This is a genomic window from Rhodococcus sp. MurmanLake-1 (assembly GCF_056945715.1).
On record NZ_JBWZNF010000021.1, the window covers coordinates 1 to 18,570 of the forward strand.

Annotated in this window: 21 protein-coding genes and 3 pseudogenes; 5 read left to right on the top strand and 19 right to left on the bottom strand. The window is 60.6% G+C overall.

Features of this window, described 5'->3' with window-relative positions:
* Positions 1-525, top strand: a pseudogene (locus AC2ETI_RS30685) (IS3 family transposase); the annotation flags it as partial.
* 371 nt (positions 526-896) lie between these two features.
* On the opposite strand, the gene AC2ETI_RS30690 reads toward AC2ETI_RS30685, so the two are convergent.
* The 3 genes from AC2ETI_RS30690 to AC2ETI_RS30700 form a co-directional block, all read right to left on the bottom strand.
* Complete coding sequence (locus AC2ETI_RS30690; protein ID WP_029256857.1) at positions 897-1,076, bottom strand: hypothetical protein; 180 nt, start codon at positions 1,074-1,076, stop codon at positions 897-899.
* 573 nt (positions 1,077-1,649) lie between these two features.
* Positions 1,650-2,441 (bottom strand): SigB/SigF/SigG family RNA polymerase sigma factor, encoded by a 792-nt coding sequence (locus tag AC2ETI_RS30695; protein WP_029256858.1) that lies wholly within the window; start codon positions 2,439-2,441, stop codon positions 1,650-1,652.
* Positions 2,442-2,580: 139 nt separating this feature from the next.
* Positions 2,581-2,859 (bottom strand): hypothetical protein, encoded by a 279-nt coding sequence (locus tag AC2ETI_RS30700; RefSeq protein WP_144440160.1) that lies wholly within the window; start codon positions 2,857-2,859, stop codon positions 2,581-2,583.
* Positions 2,860-3,222: 363 nt separating this feature from the next.
* On the opposite strand from AC2ETI_RS30700, the gene AC2ETI_RS30705 reads away from it, so the two are divergent.
* Positions 3,223-3,522, top strand: coding sequence for a MerR family transcriptional regulator (locus AC2ETI_RS30705; protein ID WP_051636615.1), 300 nt, complete (start codon positions 3,223-3,225; stop codon positions 3,520-3,522).
* Here AC2ETI_RS30705 and AC2ETI_RS30710 read toward each other — a convergent pair.
* The 10 genes and pseudogenes from AC2ETI_RS30710 to AC2ETI_RS30755 all read right to left on the bottom strand — a co-directional run bounded on the left by AC2ETI_RS30710 (position 3,501) and on the right by AC2ETI_RS30755 (position 8,864).
* Positions 3,501-3,874 (bottom strand): annotated as a pseudogene (locus tag AC2ETI_RS30710) (hypothetical protein). The gene AC2ETI_RS30705 and the pseudogene AC2ETI_RS30710 overlap by 22 nt on opposite strands.
* A 416-nt stretch (positions 3,875-4,290) precedes the next feature.
* Positions 4,291-4,920: a hypothetical protein gene (locus AC2ETI_RS30715; RefSeq protein ID WP_059016431.1), complete on the bottom strand. Its 630-nt coding sequence runs from the start codon at positions 4,918-4,920 to the stop codon at positions 4,291-4,293.
* Positions 4,921-5,108: 188 nt separating this feature from the next.
* Complete coding sequence (locus tag AC2ETI_RS30720; protein WP_007734736.1) at positions 5,109-5,264, bottom strand: DUF6131 family protein; 156 nt, start codon at positions 5,262-5,264, stop codon at positions 5,109-5,111.
* A gap of 253 nt (positions 5,265-5,517) precedes the next feature.
* Positions 5,518-6,106, bottom strand: a pseudogene (locus AC2ETI_RS30725) (type 1 glutamine amidotransferase domain-containing protein).
* Positions 6,107-6,157: 51 nt separating this feature from the next.
* Positions 6,158-6,346 (bottom strand): hypothetical protein, encoded by a 189-nt coding sequence (locus AC2ETI_RS30730; protein ID WP_029256861.1) that lies wholly within the window; start codon positions 6,344-6,346, stop codon positions 6,158-6,160.
* Between the two features lie 359 nt (positions 6,347-6,705).
* Positions 6,706-6,942 carry a hypothetical protein gene (locus tag AC2ETI_RS30735; RefSeq protein WP_051636535.1) on the bottom strand — a complete coding sequence of 79 codons (237 nt, stop codon included), beginning with the start codon at positions 6,940-6,942 and terminating at the stop codon, positions 6,706-6,708.
* 15 nt (positions 6,943-6,957) lie between these two features.
* The gene (locus tag AC2ETI_RS30740; RefSeq protein ID WP_029256863.1) at positions 6,958-7,209 is read right to left on the bottom strand and encodes a hypothetical protein; all 252 of its coding nucleotides are present in this window, start codon (positions 7,207-7,209) and stop codon (positions 6,958-6,960) included.
* A 55-nt stretch (positions 7,210-7,264) separates the two neighbouring features.
* Positions 7,265-7,513, bottom strand: coding sequence for a hypothetical protein (locus tag AC2ETI_RS30745; protein WP_244891550.1), 249 nt, complete (start codon positions 7,511-7,513; stop codon positions 7,265-7,267).
* A 500-nt stretch (positions 7,514-8,013) separates the two neighbouring features.
* Positions 8,014-8,271, bottom strand: coding sequence for a hypothetical protein (locus AC2ETI_RS30750; RefSeq protein ID WP_029256865.1), 258 nt, complete (start codon positions 8,269-8,271; stop codon positions 8,014-8,016).
* A 260-nt stretch (positions 8,272-8,531) separates the two neighbouring features.
* Positions 8,532-8,864, bottom strand: coding sequence for a hypothetical protein (locus AC2ETI_RS30755; RefSeq protein WP_162492725.1), 333 nt, complete (start codon positions 8,862-8,864; stop codon positions 8,532-8,534).
* On the opposite strand from AC2ETI_RS30755, the gene AC2ETI_RS30760 reads away from it, so the two are divergent.
* Positions 8,766-9,257, top strand: a complete 492-nt coding sequence (locus AC2ETI_RS30760) for a MerR family transcriptional regulator (protein WP_420876505.1) — start codon at positions 8,766-8,768, stop codon at positions 9,255-9,257. The genes AC2ETI_RS30755 and AC2ETI_RS30760 overlap by 99 nt on opposite strands.
* On the opposite strand, the gene AC2ETI_RS30765 is transcribed toward AC2ETI_RS30760, so the two are convergent.
* The 5 genes from AC2ETI_RS30765 to AC2ETI_RS30785 form a co-directional block, all read right to left on the bottom strand.
* Entirely contained in the window at positions 9,232-9,513 is a 282-nt protein-coding gene (locus tag AC2ETI_RS30765; RefSeq protein WP_081051241.1) for a helix-turn-helix domain-containing protein, read from the bottom strand. The two genes, AC2ETI_RS30760 and AC2ETI_RS30765, sit on opposite strands and share 26 nt — an antisense overlap.
* Before the next feature lie 33 nt (positions 9,514-9,546).
* Positions 9,547-9,840 (bottom strand): hypothetical protein, encoded by a 294-nt coding sequence (locus tag AC2ETI_RS30770; RefSeq protein WP_144440157.1) that lies wholly within the window; start codon positions 9,838-9,840, stop codon positions 9,547-9,549.
* A 19-nt stretch (positions 9,841-9,859) separates the two neighbouring features.
* The gene (locus tag AC2ETI_RS30775) at positions 9,860-11,629 is read right to left on the bottom strand and encodes a phytoene desaturase family protein (protein ID WP_051636537.1); all 1,770 of its coding nucleotides are present in this window, start codon (positions 11,627-11,629) and stop codon (positions 9,860-9,862) included.
* A 141-nt stretch (positions 11,630-11,770) separates the two neighbouring features.
* Positions 11,771-13,021: an MCE family protein gene (locus AC2ETI_RS30780; RefSeq protein ID WP_059016428.1), complete on the bottom strand. Its 1,251-nt coding sequence runs from the start codon at positions 13,019-13,021 to the stop codon at positions 11,771-11,773.
* 81 nt (positions 13,022-13,102) lie between these two features.
* Positions 13,103-14,116 (bottom strand): AurF N-oxygenase family protein, encoded by a 1,014-nt coding sequence (locus tag AC2ETI_RS30785; RefSeq protein WP_029256869.1) that lies wholly within the window; start codon positions 14,114-14,116, stop codon positions 13,103-13,105.
* A gap of 200 nt (positions 14,117-14,316) precedes the next feature.
* On the opposite strand from AC2ETI_RS30785, the gene AC2ETI_RS30790 reads away from it, so the two are divergent.
* The gene (locus tag AC2ETI_RS30790; RefSeq protein ID WP_029256870.1) at positions 14,317-14,889 is read left to right on the top strand and encodes a TetR/AcrR family transcriptional regulator; all 573 of its coding nucleotides are present in this window, start codon (positions 14,317-14,319) and stop codon (positions 14,887-14,889) included.
* A gap of 522 nt (positions 14,890-15,411) precedes the next feature.
* On the opposite strand, the gene AC2ETI_RS30795 is transcribed toward AC2ETI_RS30790, so the two are convergent.
* Positions 15,412-16,341 carry a trypsin-like serine peptidase gene (locus tag AC2ETI_RS30795; protein WP_158510661.1) on the bottom strand — a complete coding sequence of 310 codons (930 nt, stop codon included), beginning with the start codon at positions 16,339-16,341 and terminating at the stop codon, positions 15,412-15,414.
* 989 nt (positions 16,342-17,330) lie between these two features.
* Here AC2ETI_RS30795 and AC2ETI_RS30800 point away from each other — a divergent pair.
* A complete protein-coding gene (locus AC2ETI_RS30800) occupies positions 17,331-17,723 on the top strand; it encodes a hypothetical protein (protein WP_338051107.1) in 393 nt (130 codons plus the stop codon).
* Positions 17,724-18,570: the final 847 nt, after the last annotated feature.

The following is an 18,570-nucleotide window of genomic DNA, read 5'->3' on the forward strand; positions in this document are numbered from 1 at the left end:
CTGGTGCAACGAAAGTTCAACCCGATCGCACCGAACATGTTGTGGGTAGCCGACTTTACCTACGTTTCGACATGGTCGGGTTGGGTGTACTTCGCGTTCGTCTTCGACGCGTACTCACGCCGAATCCTCGGGTGGCGAACCGCGACGACGATGACGACACCGTTGGTGCTCGATGCCATCGAGCACGCGATCTGGACCCGACGCCGAGAGGAGATTACGGATCTGTCGGGGCTCATTCACCACAACGACCGAGGGTCGCAGAACACGTCAATTACGTTCACCGACAAACTCATTGAGGAGGGTATCGATGCCTCGATCGGGTCTACCGGGTCGAGCTACGACAACGCTCTCGCCGAGACAATCAATGGGCTCTACAAGACCGAACTGATCAAACCTCGCGGGCCGTGGCGAACGGTCGAACATGTGGAAATCGCCACGTAGGAATGGGTGGACTGGTTCAACCACCGACGTCTCTACGAGCACTGCGGCGATGTGCCGCCGGCTGAACTCGAGGCGTTCTACTAGGGTGAACACAGAACGACGCGAATTGCGGAGTTCTCAAATCAGTAAGTCTCCGGACTCGCCGGGATGCTTCATACTGCCTCAGCGGCTTCCTGCGGGTTTAAGGGTGCGTTTGCCCATCCATATACCGGACGATTTCAACCGCGTTAACTGGAGAACATCGCAGTCCCTGAGATAACGCCGTCGGCCACACGATCTGTAACAGCAATGCGGCGCCGTGAACGGCGGAGGAGAACTGGTCCATCATCGTCTTCCGCGTCGCTGCCGGCCAATAACATCCAGGTCTCCGAGACCGCTGCGGCGCGCAGTCCGTCCGAGCCGACCGGTGCTGTTCTAACACATTCGGACGCGTGAGGGCTGAAGCTGCCCTCTGTCTACATGCTGAGGTTGCTGGAGACATCCGATCCCGGCGTCGTTCGCGCCGAATAGTGCAATCTGCCCTGACGACGCAGTGAACGCGCTCGCCTCCCCAGCAGGGCGCCCCCGATGGCGAACACCGCGACCCCTGCCATGGGGATCACCGCCATCAATGCCACCGTGTGTACTGCATCCATGCGCTGAATTCTACGTTGCAGGTCGTTTCCGGCACCTTCACTTCTTCGACTCCGAGGTTGTGACGTCCGGTGTGCCAGTTCAGGAGACGCCTGCGATACCAGCGAAGGCCGCCGGGGTCCCTAAGCTCACCGATCAACAGTGGATCGACCGATACGATGGAATCAATCGCAGGTAGCGCCCCCCCCCGGTCTCGCCCTCCCCTCCAGCGCCCTGACATGCGCATTCGACGGCGACGGTACCGCCGCTATACGGGTGAGCCGCGCTGGGGCAACAAAGGGTCAGATCACCAGAGCACTTCCTGCTTCGGATGGCATTTCCTGGGGACCCTGGCCGACGTAGTGGACCTCGAGAGGACGTCCCGCCGGCCCACCCGAGGAGAACTGGGCTGTGACGATCACATTGACCAAGGTGCTCCAGGCAGGTTCGTGATCCTGCCGCCTGCCCGGCAGGTCAACGGGTACACGGACGTCACCGGCCTGTCCGCTGTCTGGACGCCGTAATCGACGACGCTTCCGATCACGAACTGTTTCGTACCCGGTTTAGGCACGAATCCGCAATTCTTGGCAACTAGCTCACGCTGCGACGGCGGTCTCGAGCGCTGCGAGGGACTGTGTCTTTCGGAGTGCTTGGAGTGATTGTGCGAGCAGTCGGGAGACGTGCATTTGGGACAGACCGACCTTCTCAGCGATTTCCGCTTGGGTCAGTTCGCCGAAGAATCGGTAGAGCACGATGGTGCGTTCTCGTTCAGGAAGTGCAAGTAGCGCCGGTCGGAGAGTTTCATGGTTGTCGATGCCTTCGAGGGCAGAGTCGAAGTCTCCCAGGGTGTCTGCGATCGAACGTCCGTCGTTGATGGTTGCCGCATCGAGGGACGCTGCGTGATAGGAACCTCCGGCGGCGACGATCTCGGCGATCTCGGCAGGTTCCACTGCGAGTTCTTTTGCCAGTTCCGGCACGGTTGGTTCGCGTCCGAGGGCTTGAGTGAGGGAAGACCGGGCCTTGTTGAGCGCGAGATAGTTTTCCTGCAGCGAGCGCGGAACACGAACGTCCCAGCCGCGGTCCCGGAAGTGTTTGCGCACTTCACCTACCATCGTCGGAATCGCGAAGGCGAGAAAATCCTTGCCCTTGGCGAGATCGAAGCGGTGCACCGCACTGACCAGACCAACGCTGGCGGCCTGTACAAGCTCTTCGTGGGCTTGTCCGCGGCCACGGTATCGCAATGCGATGTTTCGGGTCAGCGGTAGACACGACTCGATGATCTGCGTGCGTAGACGTTCGCAGCGTTCGTCATCGTTCGGTGTTGAAGCCATCTGTTCGAATAGGGCCGCAAGGTGCGTGTAGTCGGCGTCTCGCGTGTGGGTGCTCATGAGAATGCCAACCCCTCTCCCCTGGCGATCACCTGCGAGGAACGCCGCGGAACAGTAGATCCTCGCTGAAGTGAAGACACCGTCGAGGTGCCGAAACGGCGTACGCATCGTGTTGCCGACATCGTCGTCTCCTTCATTTTCATTCTCGGGTGTTGATCGACTGGCGAACGCTCCGGAAAACCATCGCCGCCGCCAGAGCGAACACAGCCCCGGAGAGTGGACCGGCGAGCGCTGAATCGACTATTCCGCCCAAGATCACGGCAATGACCATCATCACGACGACATCGATCGTCACCGCCCGCCACGACATGCGGATGACGCGGAGCATCACGGGGATACGCCCTGTGAGCTCCGCGGTTCCCCTCGCCGAGCAGGTGATGCTCAGGCCACCGTGGGTGGAGGACATGGCAGTGGTCATTCGTGCTCCCGACGTGCGAGTGCTCAACGTGCATCTGAGTTATTCGCCGTCGTAAATCTATATCAGTCGATACAGATAAAGGGCAACACGTGGGGCAGTGATCGAAGGAACGAAAGTCGAACGGCCGAGTCCATAGAGCCCACGAACACCTGAAATCAGCCTTACGACCATCTCCCCCGCGCAAAATGGTCTCGCGGGTGAAAGAAATCTGTATCAACGAGCATCAGATTTGAGTTACCGCGAGCGAAGGGAACGGCGCACCGACATGTTAAAGTCGAGAAATATTCGGCGGCATTGAAGGAGAGTGCTGGGGCATTGAAGGATGCAGCGCACGCCAACAGAGGGGTCTACGGAATCTCCGTGATGTCGGAACTGTCCGGAGTCGGCCCACAAACCTTGAGACTCTACGAACGTCGGGGACTATTGACCCCTGCACGCACCAGCGGAGGAACGCGGCGCTACAGCGCGGCGAACCTCGACAAACTCCGCCGCATTACCGCGTTGATCGGCGAGGGAATCAACTTGGCCGGAATCGGTGTCATTCTCTCATTGGAAACCGAGAACGCTGTCCTTGCTGCGCGGATTGCTCAGCTAAGCGAAACGTCTGGGGAAGCACAACCGGAAGTTACGCCCGAGGCTGTTCAGCCCAGTTCGCCGGTATGACGAAGGCTGCCGAATTCCGCGTCGGCAACGATGATATTTCCGCAAGCTTCAAGGTATTCGACTGCGGAATCGAAGGCGTCGATGAGCCACGGTTTCTTCACCTCGGCGAGTAGCGTGTCCGTGTCGTCTTCACCGGCTTGAAAGATACGCACCGACCAGGATTGCTGGCGTCAGGTTCGTCCCACAATCCTCGCGGAGCGTTCGTGGCCAGGACGTAGCGGTTGTACTCGAGGTCGACGCGAATGGCGTAGTGGCCTTCCACATTGACGACGTTGGCGGGCCGTTGGGACGCCGCGGCAAGTGCAGTCAGCGCGTCGTCGTACATCTCGGAAAATTTCTTCGTGAGAGGCATGCCGTCCTACCCGTGCGGAACACCGCCACGCACCAGGCGAGGCGTAAAGACAACCTTTTGCCCCGGCATCGACCAGGAACTGAAATGCATCCTACCTCTGAGCAGCCCACGCCACTCGGAGCGTCCCAGTCGGTGAGCCTCACCCGGCCATCATCTGGCTTCCTTCGGTTCCTCGTTGACTAGTGGCTTCGACGGCAGCCTGTACGAAGATGCAGGTCATGGTATGCGCGTGGCGTCGGCGCTAACCACGAAACCTCCGGTCGGCACTGATAGCAGTGTCCGAACGAGAACAAGTAATTTTCGGTCGAATTCGTCGAAGGACACAACGAAATTCGCCGGTGGACACGGAACCCTGGCAGCAAACGTAGTTCGGTAACGGCGACTGCCGAGAACTCTATAGGCGAGCCTGCCCGAGTTCAGGGGGTGGGCGGCGCTGCCCCAGCTACAGCAGACCCGTTGTCGTTTCCTACCTCACGTTGTGCGCGCAAAACATCACGATGACTGCGCAGCGATAACCGTCCGACCGCTGCCGCTCCGAGGAACAAAATCACCGCACCGAGGCCCTCGAAGAACGCCAACTGCTGCACAGCCCTCATCGCAGGTTCGGTCGCCGCCGGCGCCCCCGCCTCCCCGAGATGCAGCACCGGCGCCAGGACCGGGCCCACAATGAACCATGCGCCACCGACGACCGCCAACCACGCCCCGAGGCTGGCGACAGCGCGATTCGCACTCAGCAACAGCAAAATCCCGCCGATCACGGTGACCAACCCGGGGAGCACTTCGAGCCAACCCCTACCGGAGCTCCAAGTCCATGCTTGATCCGGCACGAAAGCGAACGAGAAGTACGGTCCCACAAAGGGAATGAGCGCTCCCCAGAGTCCGAGCACAATCAGCAAGATACCGCTGACAGCGCCCCGGCTGCGCGGCACCCACATCCGTCCGGGCGGTCTCACATCGTGAACCGTTCCGACCACGCGTTCTCGACCTCCGGCATCGTCGATGCGAACGTCCTCACCATCTTTTCGAGATGCGTTCCGATCAAACATGTTCCACTCCTCAGCCGTGACAAGTGAGATACGCATGGACGTGGGAAGTGCGACGACCGGGACCGCCGACTGCGGATCGCTTGTGCGCCGCGGCCACGAGCTGCGACACCCTCCCTAGCTTCGGCAGTTCACCTCGCAGCCAGACAGATCGGGTTTTCGAGACCGGCCCCCAGCATCCAGACGCCGGGTCAGTAGTAGTGCCGCCGACCACCTACAGCATGTCCGGCGGCACCAAGCGCGAACAGAACGACTCCAACGACCACAAGAATGATTCCGATCGTCCACAGAATCGAGATCCCAGTCAAGAAACCGACGATCAACAAAACAATTCCAAGAATGATCATGGCATCCTCCTTCAGCCGATCACCCATAGAGATCGACGTACCCGCTGGTCAAAGCCCTCAAACAAGATGGATGGACTGCGCGCGGGTAGGTGGTGGCCGATGCGACCGACTCCTCACTCGACTGTTTTAGGGTGATGACATAAGGCGCCCTGTTTTCCGGTTTGTTCGTGACCGACGGGGAGCACCTGTACGAGGCCGACGCTTAAGCGTTATCGCGAACGACCCGGCGAGAAGCCACGATCTACCTCACTCGTCAGCTTCCTTCGAGAGTCCTCGTCGATGCCTCGGACTGCCGGAGAGTGTCGGTCAGTGTCGCGCAGAACGCCGGCAAATCATCGGGTTTGCGGCTCGATATCAAGGTATTCGGTCCTGAAGTACAGACGACCACTTCTTCGTCTACCCACGTGCCGCCGGCGTTCGTGATATCGGTACGCACGCTAGGCCATGACGTCAGTGTGCGACCGGCCACCACGCCAGCTTCGACCAGTGTCCAGGGGCCGTGGCAGATCACTGCAACAGGCTTGCCTGCATCGAAGAGACTCCGGGCGAATGGCCACGGCCTCGGGATTCATGCGGAGGAGATCGGGGTTGGCTACACCACCGGGAAGTACAAGCGCGTCGTATTCCGACGATGCCGTCGCTTCGACCACCGCGTCCACGTCGAAGATGTCAGCCTTGTCGAGATGGTTGAATGCCTGGATGGTTCCGGATTCTGTCGAAACAATCGATGGCTGAGCGTGTTCGGCAACCAATGCATCCCACGGGTCCGTCAACTCGATCTGTTCGACTCCCTCCGTCGCCACGAGGAATGCAACTTTCTTTCCTTCGAGTAACTGGCTCATGCTTGAACGTCCATCCTCATCCTCATCCTCATCACCTCTTCTGACATCTGCTCAGCTGGATGCGCCCTCGGTGTCGTCGAAGAACGACCATTCGCCATCATGGTGAACTTCCATGCGCCATCCCAGTTCTGAGTTGTCGGCGCGGGCGTCTACGAACCAAGCATGTGCATCGTCAGCGCTCTCGATGCCGCGCGTCGCGGTGACGTCGCCTGAAGGATTGATCACTCTGTAATTAGCCATTCGGGCCGACTTCCCCAGCGGACGTTTCTTCAATCATCGACCGCGAGGACGACGAATCAACCCGCGTCGGCACCATGTGCGCCAGGCCGCCGGCAGGATGCGTCTTTACTCCGACTGCCCGGTTCGCCTTGAGGGTTCGGGGATTGTCGCTGATGGGCGACCTGAGCCGGGAGAAACAGATCTACGACTTGGTGATCCCTGCATGTCGGCGATACGCAAACCGTCGGCGATCATGTCGCACGGAGGGGCGAAGCCATCGGAAGTCGAGACACATCACAACACACATGCCGATACTGAGCATCACTAGCAACAGAACAACATTTAGCACCGTATTTCCATCCTTCTGTCCGGGTCCGGTGTCAGGCTGCGGTCACGCCGCGAAGCGCGGTGGGTGTCGATTCGCGCATTGCCGAGGCCGTGGAAATCTTGGCACGCGGCAACTCTCCGACATTCCTTGCTAAACAACGGGATCCAGTAGACCCGATTCCCAAGATCTCGCGCCACCACCTTTCGCGATCTTCGGATTCCGTCCACACCACGACGTCCACCACAAGTCCTCCTTCACCGACACTCGACTTGTTACCCAGCTCATGCATTGACGAAACGTGACTTCACGCGCGGCGGGTCAACGCAGTTCCGGCGGCGTCCCGAGTGTGGGCGCGAAAGCATCGGGTTGCGCGATGCCCGCCGGGCCCGAGGCAGTTACGTGGGCAGCAATCGCCCACGATCGTCGTAGCGTTGCACATGCGGCCCTTGACTGCTTCCGCCGTTGGCGGCGATTGCAGCCAGAATCGCCTGGTTGCCGGACTGAAGAATTCGTCGCCGCCCGATCCGTCCGCGAGCGTCATCTTGAATCGCTCCATCACGTTACCGTCGTTTCAATGGGAAAACTCCTCGTAGACAGGGGGTTCGATTTTCCTACCTCAGTCGGCCGCGGTCGGTCCTTCCTGCCTGGACCGGCGTCAGAGTCTCCCGATGAACCCTCAACTGCGACGTCAGGTCTTCGTCGTTCGCAAAGACCAGGCGCCCGCCGTCGAGTGCGATCGCCCACCGCCGCACCGGAGCCCAGTCCCGCCCCGCCCAACCCCGGTCGATGACCAGGTCCGCGTAATCCTCGATCACCACACCCGCACATGTCCGGCTTTCAACAGCACCGGAGCTGGGCATCGTGAAACCGCAGGCGGAAACCCCCTGCGTCACGTCGCCTCCTTTCGATCCTATGTCGATCATCTGCCCGATTCCGACAGAGCAACTCCCGGCAACCGCCTCGGGACGTCGGCCACAACGACAGGATCCAGACTGACTGCTGGCGATATTTATCGCTAATACTGTTCAAGATAGGCGGCACGAGCACGCAGAGGACGTCGGTTCGGTCCCTGCACAATGACACGCAAATCGCACCCAATGATCCGAAGCCTGCCACGTGATGCTGTTGCGGCGGTCGCAATGGGCAAGATGAAAGGCCGTCAGCACGAACTCGCCACCGAAGAACGCGCCCACCCTGCCGCTGATATACGGTGAGCAGCGGTTCAAAAACGAAACCTTTTGCAAGAAAACGGGTTTGAATCGAACAGCTCTGTACGCGAATATCGAAACGGCCAGGAAGGAACGGAGTCGAAAACCGGACGGCCCTGCCTGCAGCTAAACCTCTCCATGTCCGGTGTCGATCATTCCTCGCCACTAATAGCCCTCGCACTCAGTCCGGCGAATGCCACAGCCTCGTTCATGTTTTCCACAGCGCGGGCATGCGTGGAGAGTTCCGCACGGGCGGATCGCACCGCCGCACCGCGACCGCGCTCCCCCGACTCAGGCAACGCCGAACCCTCAGCTCGAATCGGCTCCCCGTCGCCCGAGGCGGAAGCGGCGCGTTGCTCCCGCTCATCCTGCGCGCGAAGCAAAGACTGCGCCTTCGACGTATTTCGCATCAGAACGTCCTCCCAGAACCATTAATACAGGCCACGACCTCCTGGCTCACCCCCGCCCAGCAGGCAACTATCACCACACACCGAACCGTCACACTCACAGAAGAATATCTACCGCACCCACAGTAGATATTCTCCCGAAGCTGTTGTAACTTGTATCTCGTAGCAAGGAACGAATCCAGAGGTGCGGGAGACGAACTACCCGCAAGCAGTACCGCAGGGCAGGGACGTGCCGGGGCTGAAAGTTATTGTGAATGTGTCGATCAGGCCCCGGCACCCTCTTCCAAGCGGCTACCGGACATGCTGTGCGAGTCCGGTAGTTCGAGAGAATGCAGTTTGTTGTTCAGTGAAGTCAGTTCAACCCCCATCCGGCCCCCGGCGCACCCCCGCGCCGGGGGCCCCGTCCATTCCAGTGAGAGAAGACCGCCATCACGGCAGAGCGGCCCGTCGGCGAACTGTCCGGCAAGCTCGACAACGAAGACTATCCCTCCTACAGCATGGGCCACGCCGCCGAAATCCTCGGCGTCCCGCAACGATTCCTCCGCAGCCTCGACGCCGCGGAACTCCTCGCCCCCGGGCGCTCCGAAGGCGGACACCGCCGCTACTCCCGCAACCAACTACGCATCGCCGCACGAGCCCACGAACTCGTCACCGCGGGCACCGCACTCGACGCGGCCTGCCGCATCATCTTCCTCGAAGACCAACTCGCCGAAGGCCCGATGCCTCCACACCGAACTCCAACAGCGGCAACGCAACACCGAACTGGCACCCGGCACTTAACTTCGGCTCAAGCGGTCGCCCGTGGCATCTACGGCGTGCATAGGCGGATGGCGATCCCCGGTTGGCGCAGACGATCGCAGTATTCGTTTCGTGTTCACATCGGCCGAGCACTTCTGACAATTGCAAGCTCTGACACCCGTTTGCGAATCAAGAGGTTGCTGCGCACAAGTCGGCTTTCGCGCCCTATTCCGCAGGTTGAATCCCTCTAATTCCATGCCTACCGTTCGCCCCTTCTGCAGGTAGGGATCTCGTGTCTTTTGGGTGCAGGTGGGCGGTCCCATCGTCGGCACCCGCTAGATCCTCGCCGACAAATTGCGAGGCCCGAAGGAGTACATAGATTTCGCTGCTGCGATATCGGCGGTGCCCTCCGACCGTTGTTGTAAATCCGATCTTTCCCCCTCGCGCCCATCTCGTGATCGTCTTCGGGTTGACATCGAACAGCACGGCCACTTGCCCGGGGGTCAACCACTGTTCCGCGCCTGCTGCTCGCTCCTACGTTCATGCAATTGCCGCCGCTACCAGCAGCGCGAGCGCTAGTACTGCGGTCCCTTCGGCAGCACGGACGAGCCGATCACACTCTTCTCGACAACCGCCGACGAGGGCAGATATCTGGAACACCACAGAAAGCACTCCGGTGCCCACACCCGAGAGTGCAAGAATCTGTCGAGTGTTCGTCCCGGATCCCGCTCGTGATCGAGTAAGTCGGCGGCCGATCAACAGCGCAATCGAATGAGCTGTCGGTGCGCCGAGTCCTCTGGGGGCTTCGGTCGGCACGAACGCCATGGGGTCCACGAGGAAACTGTGCACTGTCCTACTCGCCGGCTCCTTCGTTTCCGCTCCATTGCTCTGCGCGCGAGGGATGGGCCGAGAACCCGCGGGTCAAGCCGAGTGCGTCGAATTCATTGTCCCAGAGTGAAAGTCGACTTTCATCGGCGACAACCCTTCCCGCCCTGATCTCACGGACAAGGTCACGTCCGGTCACCGCACCGGCGGCGTGCACGCCGCTGAGCATCGATCCGACGGTCCCGGGTCCCCACGCGGTACTAGTGCCGACCATCAGCAATCCATCGATCGCGGTGCGGTTTCTGGGACGCAGCGGTCCTGCCTGGTCGAGGCGGAGGGCAAGCCCGAAAGGCGCCCCGTCGGTGTTACCCACAAACCGGGTCTGGGTAGCGGGGGATCCGAGTTCGGACAGACGCACCCGAGTCGACGATCCTGGGTATGCCTGCTCCATGCGTTCGAGCATCCCGTCGAGCACAATCTTCTTGACCTCGTTGTAGGTACGGGATTTCCGATACGCACCTGTGTCCACGTCGTGGTCGGTATACCCCCATAGTTTCGGGTCTGACGGGGTGATGGTCTGAACCTCGATGGTGGAATGCCCCTGCGGGGCCGCGGCGCGATGTTCGGGATCGCGGCGTGAGGACGATTGCAGGAACATCGGTTGCCCGCCGGCCATTGCCTTCGCCCAGTCCTGCGCGTTGTCGAAACCTTTGCCGTCGATCACTCGGCGAGAGAACTGAGCCAGAGACAGCAGGGAGCTTGCTGAGTCCCAATTCGGGATCGCGAAGTAGTTGCTGTTGGGTTGACTATTCGTATCGAACTCGACCCCGAAGAACCCGTTGATCAGGGGGTGTGACATCTTCCACCGACGCACCTGCTGACGTTGTGGGAACGGTAGGTGTTCGACACCGACGAGTTCGGTGTACGTCTTGATGATGTCGGCGTCGGAGATCACGACAGGGGCCGAGAGGATTTCACCGTCGGCGAGACGCACGCCGGTTACGCGCCGATCCTCGACGAGTATGCGAGAAACCTCGGCATTCGTCCGGACGTGCCCACCGTGCGTGGTGATGACGTCGGCGAATCCGGCCGCGAGGATCTGTCCACCACCGCGCGGGTAGTAGGCGCCGCCGCCGACATAGTCCTGATAGAAACCAGCCATCGCTGCGGTGGGAATCGACAGTGAGCTGGATGCGAGTGCACCGCATTGAACCGATAGCGCCAGGACTGCACGAGTGGAGAAACCACAGGAGACGAGCATCGCGGCATAGGGCATCGCGAGAAACGGTGCTGCCCAGCTTGATCCGGAGACCCACTGCGCCATCAGCGCAACAGGACCCGGATTACCTCGCCTGTCGAGTCCTTCAGCGAGTTTATGCATGATCGCGTGGAATCGTCGAACGGCTTTGTGCTCGTCGGGAAAAGCTGCGAGTAACTCTGTCAGGAAGGCGTCCCACCCGAATGGCACGTTCAGCGCGAAATCTGGTGCGATGATGCGATCGAAAGCGCCGGCTTCCAGCGGCAGCCATTGAATTCGGTCATCGAGAGCGAGACCACGCATCATTGTGCGCACTATTCCGTCTGGCCCACCGTCGCCGACGTAGTGCACTCCGCAGTCGAATTCCCACGAACCACGGCGACGGAACACATGTGAGGAGCCTCCGAGAGCCGAATAGCGTTCGAGAAGCAGCACTCGTTTACCTGCTGCAGCGAGGTAGGCGGCCGCAGACAGTCCGCCCAGTCCGGATCCGATGACGATTGCGTCAAGGTTGGTGTTCGACGTGTGCGGCGTTTCCACGTTAAGCACCTTCGTTTCGTGTGGTTCGTTCGAATGGGGTTGGAGGATCCGGAGCTGCAGTGGGTGTCGTGACGATTTCCGGTTCGCGCCGCATCACGGACGGGTCGCGGTGTTTCCGCGAAGTGGCACCTGTGGAATTCGTTACTTCGGGGTGGCGCCGAGTACTGGGGCAAGTTGTGTGGCGATCGGATTGAGGTTGAGCTTGTCGGGGTCCACTTTGGGCTTGCTGTCCCACGGTTGCGGGATGTTCGGGTCTGCGTAGGCGACACGGTTGGCGCTGCGGACACCCGTTTCACTGCCTTGCGGCGCCAGGCAGTTGGCTGCGGTGTTGACCGGGAAATCCTGCTGAGTGTCGTCGAAGTTCGGGTCTTTGCGCTTCATCTCGTCGAGGATCGCCATGGTCCCTTCGTATCCGACCGTGCAGGGAAACGGGGTATTGGTCTCGAGGACAAGCCCTTGGCGCTGGGCAGGTCCGTCCGACCCGATCGCGGAGGGTATGCCGGCGGCAAGGCCGGGCATGAAGATCAGGAGCGGCTGGAGTGCCATAGTGCGCGGAGCGAATGTTCGCGCCGCGGACGCAAGGTTGCTCAGGTCTGTCGTAAGACTCGGACCCCCGTCTCGGACGAGTGCGCCGACTTGGTCGCTGGCCGGTATGCCGTTGTCGATCACGCGTCGGATGTCGGGGTCGCTGGTGCGCAACTGCGCCGTCAGTGCGTCGAGGTCGGTGCTGAACTGCTTGATCGCCGACGATTGATCGGACTGGGTCGTGAGCACCGTCTGGCTGTCGCGGATCAGTCCGAGGGTCTGGGGAAGGGTATCGAGGCCCGACTGGGAAATCCCCGACAGCGAGTCGGCAAGTACCTGCAGATCTTCGCCCTTGCCGTTGAATGCCGCGCCGAGTTCCTTCGCGACGGTGTGCAGTGCGTCGACCGGAACGGAGTGCACCAGACCGTCGGCGCTGGTCAAGACGTTCTCGATCGGGATCGGCGTGGTGGTGTCGCCCACGGCGATCACCGAGCCGTCTTCGAGGAACGGAGCCTGGTCGGTATCGGGCTGCAGGTCGACGTACTGCTCGCCGATGGCGGAGCGATTGGCCACCACGGCCCGCGCGGATGCGGGAATCTGGGGAGCGCTGCTGTCGATCAACAGGTCGACTTCGATTCCCTCGGACGTGAGCGACATGTCACCGACGCGTCCGACGGGCACACCGCGGTAGGTCACTTCGGCATTGGTGAAGATGCCACCGGACGTCGCCAGTTCGGTCTTGACCGTGTACTGGCCGAATCCCAGAAGATTGTCCAGCCGTACATATTTCGCACCGACGAAGAGCAACCCGAGTAGCGCGACGGCGACGAGAGCGACCAGCTGCCATTTGGCGAGCCTCGACATCACCATTGCATGCCGCGTGTTGACTCGACTGATCGCCGCACCCGCGTCGCAGAGCCCGGGTTCCGGAAGCCTGTCAATGCCGAATCACGCATGAGCATCGCCGGAACCGGTCACGAGTGCCCGATCGGGCTCGCTCCGGAAGCGGGAGGGCTTCCCGTCGATCTTGAGGGCCTTCCACAGAACTCGCGAGACCCGGTTCATCAGGCCGAGTTCGTCGGCGAGCAGTCGGACGTCACCGAAGTATCCACTCAGCGCTTGCCGCGAGGCCGGGAGTTCCCAGAACAGCTCCTTCTTCACTGATTTCGGGATCTCGAAGGTTTCGAAGAACGACTTCGGAGGAACGGCGATCACGTCGCACAGGACCCGCATGATGATCGGGAAAACCAGGGAGAGAAAGAACTTACCCACCGGACCGTTCTCGCGCACGTGTTGCCGAAGAAACTCGTGCGCGAACGAGATGTGCCGGGCCTCTTCGGCGACGTGAATGCGCATCACTCCTCGGACGATCGGGTGATAGTTGCTCTCGCTGCGGAGATAGCTCTTTTGAATATGGTCGATGGGCTCTTCGCCCGCCAACACACCCATGAAGAAGATCGATGGAAACGGCCAGGCGGCGAGGCCGAGAAATGGCATGACACGTCGCATCACCGGACCGAAGCCGGGCACGTCCACGCCAGACCGATTCACCAATTCTTGGAACATGAGGGTGTGGTTGCACTCCTCGATGACCTCGTGGGTGGCGTACCGGAACTCCGCGGATCGGTTGGGCAACATGGAGACGTATTGCATGAAGCCGCGGATGAGCACTTGTTCGAACAGCAGTCCCACCTTGGCCACGTTGGCCTGCCGGTACTGCCCTATCGCGATCTGTTGCTCGCGGGTTTGAGAGAGATACCAGGGATGCGTTCCCAGTAGTTCCACCTCGGGAAGAATCCATCGCGGATCGTTGTCCACGACCTGAAATTCCGGTGCCTCCCAGTCGATGTCGACATAAGGGCTGAAGCTCCTGTGCACAGACGCGTCCGAGAGTCGATTGAGCATGTCCTCGTACGTTTCGCTGCTCAGGGCATCGGAATGTTCCGTTTCAACGATGGTCATGACGGGGGCGACCTTTCCGGCAATGAGGGGATCCACCCAGTCGATACCTATGACTAGGAGTTACAGACAGACACGCTAATAGAACAAACAGTCTATGGCAATGGTCTGAAGGTCCCCGTACGAAATACAGCGAAAAACCCGCCCCACTCCGGCTGATAGATTTGGTAATCAAGAGGTCGACAACCAAGGGGGGCACGCACATGGCTACCGCTCCGCGAGAACGGCTTGTCCACACCACCATCGAGCTCCTCCGAAGCCAAGGAGTCTCCGGTGTAGGCGTGGCCGAATTACTCGACCGCAGTGGGACCGCACGTCAATCGATCTACACACACTTTCCGCAAGGTAAAAACCAGCTGATCGAAGAATCGGCCCGAACAGCCGGATCGTGGATCAGCGCGATGATCGAACAACTCTGCTTCGACCCCCCATTGAAAGCACTACAGACATTCCTGGATTACTGGAAGTCGACAATCGAATCCAGCGACTACACAGCCGGATGCCCGATCGCCGCTGCCACGTTTGGCGGTCATCAAGTGCCAGGCGCCGTCGACGCGGCAAATATCGCATTTGACGAGTGGGAACGGCTGCTAGCCAACAATTTTCACGCATCAGGCATGGACGACTCTCTCGCGCATTCTCTCGCAACGATGACGATCGCATCGATCGAGGGTGCTGTCATCATGTCGGTCGCGACACGTTCCACCAAGCCACTCGATCGTGTCGGCAAGCACCTCGAAGACCTCCTCGAAGCACATCTCAACAAGCAGGCGTAGAAGAATCGGATTCACAAGGAGCACGCGGCGGTCATCCCCTGCCCAAATGCACGCAAGCGGCAGAGTGCAGCACCCTGCACTCGGCTCGAGAATTTCACGTCCGGGTAGCAAATACTCCGCCCCCGATACTGTCCTTGCGGGTGACTTCTCCCGCATGTGACGACGGCGAAGACCGACTATTCCCAAACCGCTGGACTGTGGTTGAGACGGCGCCTGCGGCTGACTGCTTAACCGCAGGCACCTCCCCGGAGGACCTCCATCTCGCCCTCGGCCCGAATTGTGCCTACCTGCCGAATCAGGAGCGAAACGCATCTGGTTTCCCGCGCGACGCCGGGGGCTTGACCGGAAGCTGCCAACTACCCGAAAGGCGTTGCGGCACATTCTTGAACACGCGCATCACCCGCCCGATCCGACATCCACCACGAGGTGGACACGTCCACCCTGGCAACGCCGATGTGGCGATAAAATTCTAGGGGACAGAAGCTTTCAAGGCAGTTAGACAATCCGATCACGGGTACGCGATCAGGAGCCGAGGCCGGGGATTGCCGGTGCTTCAACCGCGGGGATGTCCGCCAGCGCGAGAAGCTCTCCCGCGACGGAGGGCACGTCAGCTCCACCGTTGCTGTTGAGAACGGTCAATACCTGTGGTGAACCGCCCACCGTGGCCGGAGCCGAAATATAGGGACCCCCGCTCGATCCGCCTCCGACCCAGCATTCTTGCTGTTCCGCCACTCGACGTATCGAGCTGTTCCCTCCCCCCGGATAGAGCGTGTAGTCACCCACGCATGCGGACTGAGCGATGGACAGAAACGGTTCCGGGTCGGGATATCCCACCAGGGTGGCACGGACGCGTTCGCCGGCTGCGATCGGCGCGTGGATATCGAACCCGCCACCCACTGCGTCCTGGATCAACTGTCCACGACCGTTCGGTTCGACCTCCAAGACGGCGACATCGGCGTTCGAGGCTGGAAGAACCCATGCATCGGCGACGTTCCATGTCCCGAATGGACGGTCCTCCGGTGTTTTTCTCCCGTCGAATGCCGGTGTGAATTCCACGCGACCCTGCGCCAACGCTGCGCGGAATTCTGGGCTGATTTCATACCCGCCACCTGCGTTTGTTCCGATACAGTGCGCGGCAGTGATCACCAGTGTGCGCTTGTTGCTGTTGATCACCGAACCGGTGCACAGGTAATCCCATACGAGTTGCCCGACCGCGCGGGACGCAGCTGCAGCGGTGTACGGAGCATCGACAAAATATGCGCCGTTGTCGTTCGGGCCGGTCAGTCGACCGTCCAAAACTGATCCGGTCGGATCGGGTTGCGGACGGATGTCTGCGTGGGCCGGCAGCGCGGTGAGTGCGGTTGCGCCGATGATCCCGGCAACGGTCACTCCGATTGCGCCCGAGCGGCAGAGTTGCGAACAGGCTCGGTGGAGAACGGTTTTGCGCGACAACAGAGGATTCCTCTCCGTGCAAGAGCTTGAGTGCACACACCGCAGGGTCGCGGCCCGCGCATGGGGCTGGCATTGTCCGATGCTTCAACGACTGTGCGCGTTGTTTACTGAACATGTTTGCGCTCTTGGAGTTTCGGAAGCACCACGTCGGAGGGTCGACCTCCTTGCAGGGAATAAGCCGTTCACTCGACGAGGTCTGACGACGCCAAGAGGCAAATCCCGCCGAATCAAGCGCACGACGACCCCTTGCTCGAACCCGCCGGATACGGCGGAGCCCGGGCAACTAGAGGAGGCGACAACGTAAAATCAGATTCACGAATGAGGCGGGGTGGGGTTGATGTGCTGTGCACCAACCCCTACGGATGGAGGCGCGACCCCTTCTGCGCACACACGGGATTTGTCGGAATCGCCGAAAAACGCGAAGTCTTACGCGGCTTGTCCACCATCGTTCTCCCCTCGCGAAACTGCCTGTTACGACCAGAAGCAACAAAAAGGAGACTAATAGAACAAACAGTCTGCCGCAAGAGCGTTTCGCAGATCTGGCACCAATAGTCGGTCAACTCGAATGCGAAGCGCAGTCGTTCGTTTGAGAGGCTTTGGGGTGTTCCGGGCCCTTTCTTCGACAACGCGCAGCACCGCCAACTCGAGGTCTGTCGCTGGCTCGATATCTCCCGATTGCGGCTTACAAGCAAGGAACGAATTCAAACGTGCAGAAGAGTCGAACCACCGCAAGCAGTACCGCAGGACGTGCCAAGAACGAAAGTAGTTCTGTGAGCGTGCAGTTCAGGACCCGTCACCCCGGCAACGTGGCTGCCTGACTTGGCGCGTGAGTCCGGAAGCTGAGAAAGAATGCAGTTGTTGGTTCAGTGAAAGAGTTGAACCCCCATCCGGCCCCCGGCGCTCCCCCGCGCCGGGGCCTCGACCATTCCAGCGAAAGACGACCGCCATCACGGCAGACAAAGCCACCGGCACGCTGTCCCGCAAGCTCGATGACGAAAACTACCCCCTACAGGCATGGGCCACGCCGCCGAGATCCTCGGTATCCGGCAACGATTCCGGCCAGCCGCGACACCACAAAACGCATCGCACCGGAGGCGGGCACCGCCGCTTCTCGCGCTACCAACTACGCATCGCCGAACGCCCTCGAACTCGTCACCGCCGGCACCGTCCTCGACGCAGCCTGCCGCATCATCATCCTCGATGTCCAACTCGCCGAAACCCGCCAACTCAACACCCAACGCCAACAACGACAGCCAGGCGCAATGACTCAGGCAACCCGCGCGTCTGACCCGAAGTTGCACCGAGTCTTCGCCGGGATCCAGGGTGGCGATGAGGCCACCAACGCCTTGTACACGCTCAGCGATGAACATCCTGCGAGTTGATAACAGCCCCGGCAGCCCAAGTCCGAACTGCCGAGGCTCGGCGCCTGATGTCCGCATCAAAGGAATTCGGCACCGCAACGCAGTTACCCCGACCCCGCGTGTCCGAAACACCTACGCACCGGCGGAACCCTCGAACGAGACGATACTGCCAACACCGCGCCGGTCGACCACATCCTCGCGCCGCACCAACCCAATCACACCGCAGCATAAACGCTCCACCCCAACGCCATTGAAACCTCCAGAACCACCGCCCGAACCCCCGACATCGCCACCGGTGCCCCGGCACGGGAACGGGACTCGACACCGCAACACCGAGCGCTCGACGTCGATTTCTCCCGTGCAGCGGGCGTTCGTGCCCCCACCCGGCCCGCTCGCACGAACCGACCAGCACACCATCTTTGGGGAACCACGCACGATGGCGTCCCAACTACGCACAAACCGTGCCCGCACACATTGGCACTCACGATGTACTTACCCATGACACGCCGCACTACATTTTCACGGACTGACGTCGACGAGCGCACCCCTGGGCAATTTTCTGGACTCGGTTAGCTGCAGTGACCTCGACCACGACGGCTCGACGAGATCATCCGCCAGCCTGCGGGTCCGTCGTCCGACAATGCACGGTGTGCTGACCAAAGGCATGCTACGGAGACCGGGTGCTGGGCAAGATACGTCGACCACCGGCCAGCGTGCGACCTGCCTCGCACGGCAACTTCTCAGCCTCGATTGCGAGATCACCACACTCGACGAGCAGATCAGCAACGCTTCCGCAGCCACCATCATGCGAACGTTATCGAAAACATCGGAACGCGTTCGAATCGAAGACGACGAAAAACGGAGTCAC

Bases quoted from the DNA above. Each gene is read 5' to 3' on its own strand.
- AC2ETI_RS30690 (WP_029256857.1), bottom strand. From the start codon at position 1,076: ATGGATGCAGTACACACGGTGGCATTGATGGCGGTGATCCCCATGGCA.
- AC2ETI_RS30695 (WP_029256858.1), bottom strand. From the start codon at position 2,441: ATGAGCACCCACACGCGAGACGCCGACTACACGCACCTTGCGGCCCTA.
- AC2ETI_RS30700 (WP_144440160.1), bottom strand. From the start codon at position 2,859: ATGACCACTGCCATGTCCTCCACCCACGGTGGCCTGAGCATCACCTGC.
- AC2ETI_RS30705 (WP_051636615.1), top strand. From the start codon at position 3,223: ATGTCGGAACTGTCCGGAGTCGGCCCACAAACCTTGAGACTCTACGAA.
- AC2ETI_RS30715 (WP_059016431.1), bottom strand. From the start codon at position 4,920: ATGTTTGATCGGAACGCATCTCGAAAAGATGGTGAGGACGTTCGCATC.
- AC2ETI_RS30720 (WP_007734736.1), bottom strand. From the start codon at position 5,264: ATGATCATTCTTGGAATTGTTTTGTTGATCGTCGGTTTCTTGACTGGG.
- AC2ETI_RS30730 (WP_029256861.1), bottom strand. From the start codon at position 6,346: ATGGCTAATTACAGAGTGATCAATCCTTCAGGCGACGTCACCGCGACG.
- AC2ETI_RS30735 (WP_051636535.1), bottom strand. From the start codon at position 6,942: ATGCATGAGCTGGGTAACAAGTCGAGTGTCGGTGAAGGAGGACTTGTG.
- AC2ETI_RS30740 (WP_029256863.1), bottom strand. From the start codon at position 7,209: ATGGAGCGATTCAAGATGACGCTCGCGGACGGATCGGGCGGCGACGAA.
- AC2ETI_RS30745 (WP_244891550.1), bottom strand. From the start codon at position 7,513: ATGCCCAGCTCCGGTGCTGTTGAAAGCCGGACATGTGCGGGTGTGGTG.
- AC2ETI_RS30750 (WP_029256865.1), bottom strand. From the start codon at position 8,271: ATGCGAAATACGTCGAAGGCGCAGTCTTTGCTTCGCGCGCAGGATGAG.
- AC2ETI_RS30760 (WP_420876505.1), top strand. From the start codon at position 8,766: ATGGGCCACGCCGCCGAAATCCTCGGCGTCCCGCAACGATTCCTCCGC.
- AC2ETI_RS30785 (WP_029256869.1), bottom strand. From the start codon at position 14,116: ATGACCATCGTTGAAACGGAACATTCCGATGCCCTGAGCAGCGAAACG.
- AC2ETI_RS30790 (WP_029256870.1), top strand. From the start codon at position 14,317: ATGGCTACCGCTCCGCGAGAACGGCTTGTCCACACCACCATCGAGCTC.
- AC2ETI_RS30800 (WP_338051107.1), top strand. From the start codon at position 17,331: ATGACGAAAACTACCCCCTACAGGCATGGGCCACGCCGCCGAGATCCT.